Raw genomic sequence first — 13458 nt, forward strand, 5'->3', positions numbered from 1 at the left:
CGGATCGCGTTGTCCAGCGCCATGCCCGTGTAGTGCACCGGGTCCTTGGTCGTGGCGTAGGTGGGGGAGTAGGCCAGGTCCAGGTGGAACAGGTCGGCGACGTCGGCCCCGTAGGTGATGGCCGTGGCCAGGACATCGATGCGCTTGTCCGCACCGGACGCGCCGATCGCCTGCGCGCCGAGCAGCCGCCCGGAGCCCCGGTCGGCGACAGCCTTGATCAGCAGCGACTCGCCGCCCAGGTACTCGGGCCGGTCGGGCTTGATGTTGTGCAGCACCTCGACGTCGTACCCGGCCGCGCGTGCCTGGTCCTCCGTGAGCCCGGTCTGGGCCACCGCCACGTCGAAGACCCGCACGATCGACGTGCCGAGGATGCCCCGGTGCTCCAGCGTGCCGCCCGTGGCCGCGTCACCGGTGATGCGGCCCATCTTGTTCGCCGTCGACCCCAGCGGCACCCAGGCAGGCTCGCCGGTGATCAGGTTGAACGACTCGGCCACGTCCCCGACCGCCCACACGTGCGCCACATCGGTGCGCCCCTGCCGGTCCACGGCGATCGCACCCGTCGGGCCGATCGTCACCCCGGCCTGCTCCGCGAGCTCCAGGTTCGGGCGCACACCCACAGAGACGATCACCAGGTCGGCGGGCACGGTGTCGCCGTCGTCCGCCGAGCCGACGCGCACGCCGGTAACCCCTGACTCGCCACCCTCGATCGCGGCGACGCGCGCGCCCAGGCGCAGGTCGACGTCGTGCTTGCGGAGCTCCGCGTCCACCCGCGCGGACATGTCCACGTCCATCCGGGGCATCGCGTGCTCGAGCGCCTCGACCACTGTCACCTCGACGCCGCGCTCGGTGAGCTGCTCGGTCATCTCCAGCCCGATGTACCCGGCGCCGATCACGACCGCACGGCGCACCGGCCGCTCCTCCACCCACGCGCGGATCGCCCGCGCGTCGGACGGGGTGCGGACCCTGAACACTCCAGGCAGGTCCACCCCGGGCAGGGGCGGGACCACGCTGCGTACACCGGTGGCCAGGATCAGCTCGTCGTAGGTGTCATCGAACGTGTTCCCGGTGGCGAGGTCGCGCACGGTGACGCTCTGCGCCGCGGCGTCCACGGCGACGACCTCGTGACCCGTGCGGACGTCGACGTCATAGCGGGCCTTGAACCAGGCGGCATCGCGCGGGGTGAGCTCGTCGATGGTCTCGACCTCGCCGCCGACGAAGTACGGCAGCCCGCACCCGGAGTAGGAGATGTCGCGGTCACGCTCGTACACGGTGATCCGTGCGGTCTCGGAGTTGCGCCGGGCCTTGGCGGCGGCCGAGGTGCCCGCCGCTACCGAGCCGACGACGACGATCTTCAGCGGAGAGGACGTGCTCACAGGGTTTCCTCCGGTCGATGGGTGACGTTCGGCCGGCCAGGGCCGATCGGCCGTTCTGGTGTCCGTGGGTACAGCGCTGCGGCGACCAGCATGCCCAGCGTGCCGCCGAGGATCTGGGCGGCGATGAACGGCAGCACGGAGGCGGGCGCGATCCCGGCGAACGTGTCACTGAAGATCCGCCCGATCGTCACGGCCGGGTTCGCGAACGACGTCGACGAGGTGAACCAGTAGGCCGCGCCGATGTACGCGCCCACGGACGCCGGGATCCAGGCCGCTCGCCCGGAGCGCAGCAGGCCCAGGATCACCAGGACCAGCCCGGCTGTGGCGACGACCTCGGCCAGCAGGTGCGGGCCCGTCGCACGCTCGGTGGTCGCCAGACCTGCCCGGATGCCGAACATGGCGTTGGCCAGCAGAGAGCCGCCGATCGCGCCCGCGATCTGGACGGCGACGTAGACACCGCCGTCGGCTGCGCGCACCCCGGTGCCGTCGCGCCGGCCGGTGAACCAGTCGACGAGCGTCACGACTGGGTTGAAGTGCGCGCCGCTGACTGGGCCCAGCACCGCGATCAGCACGGCCAGCCCAAGAGTTGTGGCGAGGCTGTTCTCCAGGAGCTGCAGCCCGACGTCGTCCGGCGACAGGCTCTGCGCCGCGATCCCGGACCCGACCACTATCGCGACCAGCAGACCCGTGCCCAGCCCCTCGGTGACCGCGCGACGCCACAGCGCCGGCAGGGCCGGGGCGCGCGCCGGTGTCCCTGGGGCGGCTTGCGCGTCGAGAGCGGCCACCTCGGGGGACGTCACGCGGCGGGCTCCACACCCAGCTCGGCCAGCAGCTTCCGGACGCGCTTCTCGATGTCGTCGCGGATCGGGCGGACCGACTCGATGCCCTGACCGGCCGGGTCCTCCAGCTCCCAGTCCTCGTACCGCTTGCCGGGGTAGAACGGGCAGGCGTCGCCGCAGCCCATGGTGATCACCACGTCGGAGGCCTCCACGGCCTCGTTGGTCAGCACCTTGGGCTTCTCGGCGCGGATGTCGATGCCCTTCTCGAGCATGGCCTCCACCGCGGTCGGGTTGATCATCTCGGCGGGCATCGACCCGGCCGAGCGCACCTCGACGGCTCCGCCGGACAGGGTCCGCAGGAAGCCGGCGGCCATCTGGGAGCGGCCCGCGTTGTGCACGCAGACGAACAGCGCGGAGGGCTTGGTCTCGGTGGTGGGCTCGGTGGCGCTCATCAGGTTCTCCGGTGGTGAGGGTTTATCAGTCGGGCGGTAGCCGGTCGGCCTTAGTGCGGCCGGCGGCCTGTGGTCAGGTGGTCTCGGGTACCAGGTCGGCGAGCAGGGCGCGTACCCGCTGGTCCAGGTCGTCGCGGATGGCCGCGACGCCGGCGGGCGAGGCCAGGGCCGGGTCGCCGACCATCCAGTCCTCGTACCGCTTGCCTGGCAGGATCGGGCACGCGTCTCCGCAGCCCATGGTGACGACGACGTCGGCGGCGCGGACGGCGTCGTCGGTCAGGGGCTTGGGGTAGAAGCGGGTCACGTCGTCCACCTCGTCGGCGGCGGTGGTGTCTCCCAGCTCCTCCAGCAGCGCGCGCACACCAGCGTGCACCTCGGCGGCGGGCGCCGATCCGGCGGAGCGGACCACTACACGGTCGCCCGCGTAGTGCCGCATCAACGCGGCGGCGAGCTGCGAGCGTCCGGCGTTGGCCACGCACACGAACAGGACCTGCGGCCGGTGCACCGCGCCTGCAGCGGTCTCCTGCGCATGCGCCTTTTCCGCATCGATGATTCGCTGCCGGGCGAAGTGCTCCGTGAGTGGGACCAAGTAGGCGGACTCGCCGCCACGGCGTACCAGCGCCGCGTATGACTCGCGGACCACCCGCAGGCACTCGTTGGACGGCGTGCCGGGGAACCGCTCGGCGAGGGACGCGGCCATGCGGTCCAGGGCGGGATCCACGTTCCGCAGACCGGTCAGATGCGGGGTCTCCATCACGTCGATAGCCGCCGGTGCGAACCTGTCCAGGAGGGTGTTCACCGCACCGCGGTAGGCGGGCTTGATCCGATACCAGACCGAGGTGCCGCGCCGGTCCGCGGTAAGGAGGCCGACGTCGCGCAAGACCTTGAGGTGGTGGGACACCGTGGGCTGGGAGACGTCGGTGAGGGTCGCGAGCTCGCCGACCGTCACCTCACCCTCGGGGCTGGAGGCGATCGCCGACAGCATCCGCAGGCGGAGGGGCTCGGCCAGGGCCTTGAGGGTCATGGCCACGGTGGTCGCGGCGTCCATGCCGATCGCATGGGACTCCTGCCCGCGGGCACTCGACGGAGTCAGAGCAGTCATCGTCGACCTCCTCCTGATGTATCGATGGGTCTCTATGTTGACAGTCATCGATGTAGTCCGCAACTCTCGAATGCAGCAGGTTGCGGCGAGGCAGCAAAGCCGACACTGACGGCAACGCCGGGTCGGTCCGACCGCGGCTGGGCCTCGCGGTGGACATCTGTGCCGACAGCTACGCCGGTGAGCGCTGGTACTAGCTCAAGGCGCACGGCCCGGAGTACGGGTGGGACAACCCGCAGCGGGTGCAAACCCGGCGGCTCCGGACCGTATGAAGCGTGGCACTGGGAGTTCATGGCAGCGGTGGCCCGGATCGACGATCGCCATTGAAAGCTGCCGGGCGGTTGAGGCACCGCCGTTGTCCTGGCTGGGCCAGCACGGACGGCCTGGGCGGGCCCGCTGGGAGTGCCCGGCGCAGGCCGATTGCGAGTCGTCAGCGGCGTTCTTACCGTGAGGAGGACATTGGCGGCGTGCCCTGACGGTAACGGCGCTTCGGAGCGCTCTGGAAGAAGAGATATGAAGACAAGCCAAATGCTTGAAACCTATCCGAAGCCGATCAACCTGGACCGGACGCTGTTGGCCCGGGTCATCGAAACCACCGTCGAGTGCTCCCAGGCCTGTACCGCATGTGCGGACGCGTGCCTCAGCGAGGACCACGTGGCCGACCTGCGAAAGTGCATCCGGACGAACCTGGACTGCGCGGATGTCTGCGATACGACCGCTCGTGTGCTGTCCCGGCACACGGGGTACGACGCCAACATCAGCCGTGTGCTGCTGGAGGCTTGTATCGCTGCCTGCAAGGCCTGCGGCGACGAGTGTGAGCAGCACGCGAGCATGCATGAGCATTGCCGGATATGCGCTGAGGCATGCCGCGCCTGCGAGGCAGCCTGTCGGGAACTGCTCAGCACGATCGGCTGAACAGGTCCCGACAGAGACGACCGACCCGGAAGGGCTCGGACCAGTTGACCCGGCGCGCTCGCGTCAGCTGGCCAGTCTGCCCACCGCGAAGCCAACGGACCGTCGATCGTCGGCGATGCTGCTGACTTCGCCGGTCTCCGAGGCCCCAGCGGGAGACGATGCTCACGGGCTGCCAGCTCATGAGCATGTGCCCTCGACCAGGTCCGCAGGTAGGGGCATGTGCTGAGACCGTGTGCGTGCTGCGGCCGCTCACCGCTGACCAGCCCTTGACACTTCTCCCGGAGGGACGAACCGATGAAGTCGATGTATCTACGACTGGGCCTCGCGCTGCTGATCAGCCTGGCGGTGATGTTCGTGCTGAGCCTCGCCCAGGTGCACGTCTGGGGCGACTTCTACCTCAACCTCAGCAACTTCTACATCTCACTGACGATGGTCGGCGCAATGGGCATCGTGATGCTCCTGGTGATGTCGCCGATGTACGAGAACAAGCGCCTCAACGTCGCGCTCCTCGCCGGCTTCGTGGTCGTGCTCGTCGGGGCGTTCGCGTTGGCCCGGACCGAGACGTTCGTGGGCGACGACGCGTTCCTGGCCTCGATGATCCCGCACCACTCGCGGGCGATCCTGGTGTGCGAGGAGTCCTCGCTCACCGATCCGGAGATTGTCGAGCTCTGCGACTCGATCGTCCGGAGCCAGCAGCAGGAGATCGACCAGATGAAGGACATCATCGAGCGGCGGTCCGGCTCCTGACACTCTCGTCGGCCCATGCCTGTGCGATGCGTCCGCCAGTCGGCCAGCTTCCGATGTTCGAACAGTGCGCGAGGTGATCAGGGCCTGTCTCCGAGTCTGCCAGTGTGTGCCGCCGTCGCGCGAGTTCGACGGCTACAGCCGGGACGTGTACTACGCGAGCGCGTTCGAAGGCGGTTGATGTCTGGACGCGGGCGGGGCGGTCTTGTATCCCCGTGCCGACGTCGGCAGACCGCCGCCGCATCGGGCTGTCTTCAGGCCGCAGCAAGTACCGGCCTGCTGACCCGGCTCGGAGGTCGGCGCTACGTCCTGCCGAACGTGCGGCGACCGCCCGCTACGACTACTTGATGAGGGCCGCCGATCCCGCACAGGTTGAACACGTACACCGAGCCGCCTTCGCCCGCCTTGCCCCGGTGCAGCCGCTGGCCGTCGATGTCAGGACACATGACGTGCTGCCCTTGCACGAACGTCCGCGATCGGCCGAGGCGCGCGACCTCGCCCGCGCCGCCGCACGCGCGGAAAGCGTGCGACCGGGAGTGATGCGCGGACTGCTCGCGCGGGCCGGACGCGGTGCGACTGTCCACGGCAGGGCCGGGGTGGTTGGTGGTCTGCTCCTCGGCGTCGCAGGAGGCGTGATCGCGAATGCCGCCACAGCCCTTCTGCTCGAACGGCACCAGGTCCACGACGAAGCTGACCGCCTCGAGCGCGCCGTCTCGGACCTCGTCCTGGACACCGCACTCGGGCACCCACCCATGACCCACATGGCGACCCCATCCCGGACAGGGGCGACCATGACGGCCGGCAATGGCGATCCTCTTCCCAAGGTGAGATGTGGGTGCAACAGCGGAAGTCGTCCGGGTCTCGGGCCGGTCATCCGATGTCCTGCGTTACCTGCACGAACACGGCGTCACCATCGGCACCCGCCTCAAGACGATCGACGTGAGCACCGAGACAGCGGTGATCCGAGTCGGTATCGACGGCGCCCCGGCACCGCGCGTGCCGGGGCGCTGCCCCCGCTCAGTCTCTGGGGCCCGGCGTCCCGCTCGGCGAGCGCCCGAGCATGGTCCGGAAGAGGTCCGTCTGGTCGATGACGCCGGTCACGTTGGCGCCTTGCGGCCCGGAGGCGGCCACTCGGATCTGGGCGCCGGTGTGGTCGGAGCCGACGTCGCTGGTGGAGTAGGCGACGGTCATCGGGTCGCCGTCGGCCGTCTGCAGGGTGGCCACCTGCTTGCCGTCGGTGACGCCGCCGACGATCTGGGTGGAGTGCGCGTGGTCACCGGTGACGATGATCAGGGTGTCCGGGTTCTTCTTCTGGAAGGCAAGGACAACCTGCACCGCCTCGTCGAGCTCGCGCAGGTCACCGATGGCACCGCAGATGTCCGAGCCGTGCTCCTGCTTGTCGATCATCGCGGACTCGGCCTGAAGGAAGAAGCCCTTGCGGTTGTCCAACAGCGCGATGGCCTTAGCGGTCATCGTGGACAGGTCAGGCTGGCTGCCGCGGTCGGCCTCCTGGCACGTGGTGGTGGCGCCGCCGGTGCCCGGAGGCGCCGTCGCGACCAGCGGCTGGTACATCGGGGTCATGTTGCCGGGCGCGAACAGACCGAGCACCGGGCCCTTCTTGAGCGAGGTGACGCCTGCGAGGTCGGTCTTGTCGTCGAGCACCCGGTAACCGTGCTCCCGCTGGGCGTAGTCCAAAACCGTGGGCCCAGCGTCGGTGGCCTGGGAGTAGCGGTTCAGCCCGCCGCCCATCAGGACGTCGACCTCGTTGTCGACCAGCTGCTCCGCGATCGAGCCCTTGCCACCGGCAGACTTGCGTGCGGATGTGCAGGCTGCCAGGTCCTGCGGTCCCTGACATGCCCGGGCGTTGATGTGGGACGCGGCTGCGGCGGGGGTGGCGTCGGTGAGCTCGGACGTCGTGATGTTGCCGACCAGCTTGCCGCCGGCCTTGAACTTCTCCAGAACTGTCTCGTAGTCCTCACCTGGAACGTCAGCGGCGGTGCTGGGCCCCTGGGAGATCCGGCCGTCGACGGTCTTCTTGCCGGTCGACCAGCCGCTCGCTGTCGGAGCGGAGTCCGAGACGTAGGCGATGGGGTAGTCGGGCCCGGTGCCGACCTTCAGGCCATAAGTCGTCATCGAGCCCGTGAACGGGAGCGAGTCGAGGCCGGCGAAACGGCCGCCGGCACCGAGCTCGTAGTTGCGGGCGGCCGTGATCATCGAGTCGTCCATGCCATCGCCGATGATCAAGATGACGTTGCGCGGCTTCGACGACTTGATCTGCTGGGCCAGCGCTGTGGAACGGTCCGCGGTGAAGCCCTCGGCTGAACCCTGGTTCGATGCGGTGTTCTGGGTGGCGGCGTACGCCCCTACCGACCCCGCTGCCATGAGGCCGGCGAGCACTGCGACGGCGACGACAGTCTTGCTGTGACGCATGGATGGTCCTCTCGGTCGGAACGACGACTGAAGGCTCGTCCGGCACGATGGCTGCACGGCGAACATGAGTGGTCATGTGCACGACTAACCGGTGACCCCTTGTCGAGGTACGGCGGCAGGCCCCGCCTGTGGTGGAGCGTTCCGCAGGTCGATGCGATAAGTCAGCGATGGCTGTATAGTCACCGCATGCTGACTATTGCTTCGCGGTTGGACGTGATGAACCGGCTGGGCCGCGCGATGGCCGACCCAACCCGGTCACGGATCCTGATGGCACTGCTGGAGGGGCCGAGCTATCCGGCGGTGCTCTCACGTGAGCTGGAGCTGACACGCTCGAACGTGTCCAACCACCTGACCTGTCTGCGGGACTGCGGGATTGTGGTCGCCGAGCCGCAGGGCCGGCAGACCCGGTACGAGATCGCCGACCCGCATCTGGCGGCGGCGTTGACTGCGCTGGTCGAGGTGACGCTCGCAGTCGACGAGAACGCGCCGTGCATCGATCCGACCTGCTCGGTGGCGGGCTGCTGCGGGACGGGAGCGAGCGCATGAGCGCGGTCACGGGGTCACAGGTGACCGAGGTCGATATCGACGATGACGACGATCACGACGGGCCGTGGTGGCGCGATCGTGAGGTCATGGTCCCGGTCTTCTCCGGCGTCGCGTTCGCCACGGGCCTGATCTGCGAGTGGTCCGGGTCCGAGACGGCCGCGCTGGTGGCGTTCTGGATCGGGCTGCTGCTCGGTGCGTCGACATTCGTCCCGGGCGCGATCCGCAAGCTGTTCCAGGGCAAGCTCGGCATCGGGCTCTTGATGACGATCAGCGCGATCGGCGCGGTCATCCTGGGCTACGTCGAGGAAGCGGCTGCGCTGGCGTTCCTGTACTCGATCGCGGAGGCGCTCGAGGACAAGGCGATGGACCGCGCGCGCGGTGGTCTTCGGGCGTTGCTCAAGCTCGTGCCCGAGACCGCCACCGTGCTCGCCGAGGGTTCCTCCAAGGAGGTCGCGGCGAAGGATCTGACCGTCGGCCAGGTGATGCTGGTGCGGCCTGGTGAGCGGATCGCGACGGACGGCGTCGTGCGTACCGGCCGCAGCAGCCTGGACACGTCCGCGATCACCGGCGAGTCGATCCCGGTGGAGGTCGAGCCCGGCGATGCCGTTTCGGCCGGTGCGATCAACGCTGCCGGGGTGCTGGAGGTCGAGGCCACTGCGGCCGGGACGGACAACTCACTGACCACGATCGTCGAGCTGGTCGAGCAGGCCCAGAACGAGAAGGGGGAGCGGGCGCGTCTGGCCGACCGGATCGCGCGCCCGCTGGTGCCGGGCGTGCTGGTCCTGGCGGCTCTGGTTGCGCTGATCGGGTCGCTGGCCGGGGACCCCGAGCTGTGGATCACGCGCGCCCTGGTCGTGCTGGTCGCTGCCTCGCCGTGCGCGCTGGCGATCTCCGTGCCGATCACGGTGGTCGCGGCGATCGGCTCCGCCAGCAAGTTCGGCGTCATCATCAAGTCGGGCGCGATCTTCGAACGGCTGGGCAGCATCCGCCATGTCGCAGTCGACAAGACCGGCACCCTGACCCGCAACGAGCCTGTCGTGACCGGTGTCCTGACGGCCGGCGGCGTCGCGGAGCAGGACGTGCTGGCCTGGGCGGCCTCCCTGGAGCAGCACAGCACGCACCCGCTGGCCGCGGCCATCACCGCTGCGGCACCCGGGGTGCCGGCCGCGCAGGACGTCAGCGAGCTGGCCGGGCACGGAATCCAGGGCACCATCGACGGCGCCCAGGTCACGGTCGGCAGCCCACGGTGGGTCGAGCCCGGCGTGCTGGCCGGCGCGGTCTCGGACCTGGAGTCCCAGGGCATGACCGTCGTGATCGTCCATCGTGCCGGGGCGCCCGTCGGTGCGATCGGCGTGCGCGACGAGCTGCGCCCGGAGGCGCCCGAGTTCGTCCGCACGCTGACCGGTCAGGGCACCGGGGTGACCATGCTCACCGGCGACAACCAGCGCACCGCCCAGGCGCTGGCCGACCAGGCCGGGATCACGGACGTGCGTGCGCAGCTGCGTCCCGAGGGCAAGGCCGCCGCGATCACCGAGCTGACCGCCTCAAGGTCCACGGCGATGATCGGCGACGGCATCAACGACGCGCCCGCCCTGGCCGGAGCGGACATCGGGATCGCGATGGGCGCTACGGGGTCGGACGCGGCGATCGAGTCGGCCGACGTCGCGTTCACCGGCCACGACCTGCGACTGATCCCGCGGGCGCTGGACCATGCCCGGCGGGGGCGGCGCATCATCAACCAGAACATCGTCCTGTCGCTGCTAATCATCGTGGTCCTGTTGCCCCTGGCGCTGGTCGGTGTCCTGGGGCTTGCGGCGGTCGTCCTGGTCCACGAGATCGCCGAGGTCATCGTCATCCTCAATGGCCTGCGCGCTGCCCGTACGCGGCCGGCGGTGACCACGTAGATCACGTCGTCAGACGACTTCGAAGTTGGCCATCATCATCATGTCGCGCACCGGTTGCGGGCAAACGGAAAGGTCGCAGGCTGCGACCCGACCACCTCCGGTCAGTCCACGTTGATCGAGATGGTCTGCCAGCCCGACGCCCCGTCGGGAGCCGGCGGCGCCTTCGTCTCGGTCTGGACCTGTCCGTCCGAGTCCGTGGCGCGCACCGCCAGGCTGCGGTAACCGGCCTCCAGCTCGATCGAGACGTGCCACTGGCGCCATGTGTCGGGACCCACCGTCTCGGCGAGCTCGGCGGTGATCCAGTCGCCGCCGTCGGCCCGAACCTCGACCTTGCTGATGCCGGTGTGCTGCGCCCAGGCCACGCCGGCCACGGTGACGGCGCCGGCGGACACGGCCGTGGACAAGCGCGGCACGTCGATCCGCGACCCGATCTTGATGGGCCCCAGTGCGGACCAGCCGCGCGGGGTCCAGTAACCCTGGTCGGCGTCGAAGGTGGTCACCTCCAGCGAGGTCACCCACTTGGTGGCCGAGACGTACCCGTACAGCCCGGGCACCACCAGCCGCGCGGGGAAGCCGTGCTCCTCGGGCAGCGGCTCGCCGTTCATGCCGATCGCGAGCAGGCTCTGCCGGTCCGGGTCCTGGAGCACCTCCAGCGGTGTGCCGGCGCCGAATCCGTCGTCGCTGCGGGAGAGCACCATGTCGGCGCCGGCCCGGGGCTTGGCCCGTTCCAGGAGCGCGCGGATCGGGTAGCCGAGCCAGAGGGCGTTGCCGACCAGGTCGCCGCCCACGGCGTTGCTCACGCACGAGAGAGTGACGTAGTGCTCCTCCATCGGCAGCTCCATGAGCTCGTCCCAGGTGAGCGTGAACGGCTCGTCCACCAGACCACGGACCTCCAGCGACCAGTCCTGCGGGTTCAGCTGCGGCACGATCAGCGCGGTGTCGATGCGGTAGAAGTCCGAGTTCGGAGTGACGTACGGCGCCAGATCGTCGAGCTTCAGGTCAGCCCCGGAGGGCACCGGCGGCGCCGGCGTGCGCGCAGCGGGTAGGCGGAGCCACACGAACAGCAATGGTCAGCATGCGGTGATGCTGACCATTGCCGAAGTCCGCTGTCGAGCGATCCTGCGCCTACGGGTGTGGGTCTAGATCGGTGTGACGAAGCTGCCGACCCAGCCCTGCATGATGCCCATCAGCCCGCTCCACAGGCCGGTGACCATGGCGAGCCCGATCAGCATCAGCACCGCCCCGCCGGTCAGGTTGATCGCACGGACATGGGTCCGCAAGAAGGTGGTCGAGCGGCGGGCCCAGCCGAAGCCCCACGCCAGGGCCAGGAACGGAAGCCCGAGACCCAGACAGTAGGCAAGGGCGAGCAGGGCGCCGCGTGCCGCTGTGCCTGTATCGATGCTCAGGGCCGAGATCGCCACGAGCGTCGGTCCCAGGCAGGGCGTCCAGCCCAGTCCGAACACGATGCCGAGCACGGGTGCCCCGGCCAGTCCGACCCGGGGCTTCCAGGACGGGCGGACGGTGCGCTGCAACGGTCCGACCTGGCCGATGAACACCAGCCCCATGAGGAACACGACGACGCCGAGGACCTGTAGGAGGAACCCTTGGCGCTGCACGAGCCAGGACCCCAGCGCCCCGAACAGGGCGCCGTAAGCGACGAACACGACCGTGAAGCCCGTGATGAACAGTCCCACCCCCGCCAGGAGGCGTCTCCTCGAGCTGTCCTGACCCATGCCGCCGACGTACCCCAGGTACCCGGGCACCAAGGGAAGGATGCACGGTGAGGCGAACGACACCAGCCCCGCCAGCATGGCCAGCGGGACGGCCAGCAGCAGGCCGCCGGAAAACACGACCTCCGGGATGCTCATCGTCGGCTCATTCCTCGATCGCGGCCTGCACGGCCTGGATCAGGTCGTCCGGGGTCTCTACCTCCAGCCGCTCGCCGTCCAGGAAGAACGTCGGAGTACCTTCCACGCCCAGGGCGCGGCCCTCTTCGAAGTCAGCCTGGACTCGTTCCGTGGTGGCTGGGTCGGTGACGGCGGTGTCGAAGGCGTCCATGTCCAGTCTGAGGTCCTGGGCGAAGCCACGGAACACGTCTGCCTTGGTGTCCTGGGACTCGCCCCACTCGGCCTGCGTCTCGTACATCCGCTGGTACATGGGCTCCAGCTGCCCCTGACCGGCGGCGGCCTCGACGGCGACCGCGGCGGTGGTGGAGTTGGTGTGCCCGGGGATCGGGAAGTACCGCATCACGAGCGTGAGCTCGTCGGCGTGCTCCTCACGCAGCTGCTCGACCGTCGGGTAGTAGGCGCGGCAGACCTCGCACTCGAAGTCGAGGAACTCCACCAGCACCGCCTTCTCGTCGCTCGCCTGGTTCAGGACGTGGCTGTTCTCCCGCACGACCTGAGCATCCGAGGCTGGCGTCTCGGGTTCGGAGGACAGGATGGCTGCGACCAGGATCCCGATCAGGGCGAGTACCCCGACGAGCAGGACGATCTGGAGCAGGCGCTGGCTGGTCAGACGCGGCTTGGCCGAGCGCTTGGGTGCCGGGCCCTTGGCAGCCGGGCGCTTGTTCACAGGTCGATTGGTGGTCGGGCGCTTGTTAGACATGGGTTCCTCTGTGGGTGGGTGGTAGGGAGGGCTGAGATGGCCGGTCAGCCGGCGGTCAGCCCGGAGTAGGAGTGCTTGCCGTTGATGATCAGGTTGACCGCGGTGAAGTTGAACAGCACGCAGGCGTAGCCCACCAGGACGAAGTAGGCGGACTTGCGGCCGGCCCAGCCCCGGGTGGTGCGAGCGTGGAGGTAGGCCGCGTAGACGACCCAGATGATGAAGGTCCACACCTCCTTGGGGTCCCATCCCCAGTACCGGCCCCAGGCGCTCTCGGCCCAGATCGCTCCACCGATGAGGGTGAACGTCCAGGCCACGAACCCGACAGCGGTGAGCCGGAAAGACAGCGCCTCCAGCGCGCCGGCGGTGGGGAGGTTGTCCAGCCAGCGCCACCCGGGGCGTCCCACGATCGCCCCACCGCTGTCACGCGAGTCGCGCAGGAGCTGCAGCGAGGAGGTCAGGAAGCTGACGGTGAAGATCCCGGCGGCGCCGACGGCGACGCCGACATGGATGACCAGCCAGTAGGACTGCAGGGCGGGGAACAGGCCGGTGGCCGGGGTGTAGAACGCGTTGACGGCCAGCACCAGGAACAGCGTCGCGATGCCGGTGACG

The 13458-nt window shown here is 69.3% G+C and carries 13 protein-coding genes and 2 pseudogenes; 5 read left to right on the forward strand and 10 right to left on the reverse strand.

Annotated elements, in window-relative coordinates:
- From APR04_RS29720 to APR04_RS29735, 4 genes are all read right to left on the reverse strand, one after another.
- A partial coding sequence (locus tag APR04_RS29720) for an FAD-dependent oxidoreductase (RefSeq protein ID WP_253878130.1) occupies positions 1–1373 on the reverse strand: 1373 nt, incomplete at its 3' end.
- Entirely contained in the window at positions 1370–2095 is a 726-nt protein-coding gene (locus APR04_RS29725) for an aquaporin (RefSeq protein ID WP_253878174.1), read from the reverse strand. The genes APR04_RS29720 and APR04_RS29725, both read right to left, overlap by 4 nt.
- Before the next feature lie 74 nt (positions 2096–2169).
- The gene (locus tag APR04_RS29730; RefSeq protein ID WP_253878132.1) at positions 2170–2604 is read right to left on the reverse strand and encodes an arsenate reductase ArsC; all 435 of its coding nucleotides are present in this window, start codon (positions 2602–2604) and stop codon (positions 2170–2172) included.
- Between the two features lie 73 nt (positions 2605–2677).
- Positions 2678–3706, reverse strand: coding sequence for a metalloregulator ArsR/SmtB family transcription factor (locus APR04_RS29735; RefSeq protein WP_253878134.1), 1029 nt, complete (start codon positions 3704–3706; stop codon positions 2678–2680).
- 510 nt (positions 3707–4216) lie between these two features.
- On the opposite strand from APR04_RS29735, the gene APR04_RS29740 reads away from it, so the two are divergent.
- Together APR04_RS29740 and APR04_RS29745 are read left to right on the forward strand one after the other, a co-directional pair.
- The gene (locus APR04_RS29740) at positions 4217–4618 is read left to right on the forward strand and encodes a four-helix bundle copper-binding protein (RefSeq protein ID WP_253878143.1); all 402 of its coding nucleotides are present in this window, start codon (positions 4217–4219) and stop codon (positions 4616–4618) included.
- A gap of 294 nt (positions 4619–4912) precedes the next feature.
- Positions 4913–5365, forward strand: a complete 453-nt coding sequence (locus APR04_RS29745; protein WP_253878145.1) for a DUF305 domain-containing protein — start codon at positions 4913–4915, stop codon at positions 5363–5365.
- A 299-nt stretch (positions 5366–5664) separates the two neighbouring features.
- Here APR04_RS29745 and APR04_RS29750 read toward each other — a convergent pair whose 3' ends face one another.
- A complete protein-coding gene (locus APR04_RS29750; RefSeq protein WP_253878147.1) occupies positions 5665–6123 on the reverse strand; it encodes a hypothetical protein in 459 nt (152 codons plus the stop codon).
- Positions 6124–6193: 70 nt separating this feature from the next.
- On the opposite strand from APR04_RS29750, the pseudogene APR04_RS31405 reads away from it, so the two are divergent.
- Positions 6194–6322, forward strand: a pseudogene (locus APR04_RS31405) (FeoA family protein); the annotation flags it as partial.
- Between the two features lie 57 nt (positions 6323–6379).
- Here APR04_RS31405 and APR04_RS29755 read toward each other — a convergent pair.
- Complete coding sequence (locus APR04_RS29755) at positions 6380–7792, reverse strand: alkaline phosphatase (RefSeq protein WP_253878158.1); 1413 nt, start codon at positions 7790–7792, stop codon at positions 6380–6382.
- 186 nt (positions 7793–7978) lie between these two features.
- Between APR04_RS29755 and cmtR the strand changes: the two genes are divergently transcribed.
- Both cmtR and APR04_RS29765 read left to right on the forward strand, forming a co-directional pair.
- The gene (gene cmtR / locus APR04_RS29760; RefSeq protein ID WP_253878168.1) at positions 7979–8338 is read left to right on the forward strand and encodes a Cd(II)/Pb(II)-sensing metalloregulatory transcriptional regulator CmtR; all 360 of its coding nucleotides are present in this window, start codon (positions 7979–7981) and stop codon (positions 8336–8338) included.
- On the forward strand, positions 8335–10242 hold the full coding sequence (locus APR04_RS29765) for a heavy metal translocating P-type ATPase (protein ID WP_253878176.1): 1908 nt from the start codon (positions 8335–8337) through the stop codon (positions 10240–10242). Before cmtR ends, APR04_RS29765 begins: the two co-directional genes overlap by 4 nt.
- A 101-nt stretch (positions 10243–10343) precedes the next feature.
- Here APR04_RS29765 and APR04_RS29770 read toward each other — a convergent pair.
- From APR04_RS29770 to ccsB, 4 genes and pseudogenes are all read right to left on the reverse strand, one after another.
- Positions 10344–11294 (reverse strand): annotated as a pseudogene (locus APR04_RS29770) (molybdopterin-dependent oxidoreductase); the annotation flags it as partial.
- 87 nt (positions 11295–11381) lie between these two features.
- Entirely contained in the window at positions 11382–12110 is a 729-nt protein-coding gene (locus APR04_RS29775) for a cytochrome c biogenesis CcdA family protein (RefSeq protein WP_253878170.1), read from the reverse strand.
- 7 nt (positions 12111–12117) lie between these two features.
- A complete protein-coding gene (locus tag APR04_RS29780; protein ID WP_372496187.1) occupies positions 12118–12759 on the reverse strand; it encodes a DsbA family protein in 642 nt (213 codons plus the stop codon).
- 134 nt (positions 12760–12893) lie between these two features.
- Positions 12894–13458: c-type cytochrome biogenesis protein CcsB (gene ccsB / locus APR04_RS29785; protein WP_253878172.1), on the reverse strand; the 565-nt coding region annotated here is incomplete at its 5' end.

The organism is Promicromonospora umidemergens (assembly GCF_024171995.1).
Taxonomy (GTDB): domain Bacteria; phylum Actinomycetota; class Actinomycetes; order Actinomycetales; family Cellulomonadaceae; genus Promicromonospora; species Promicromonospora umidemergens.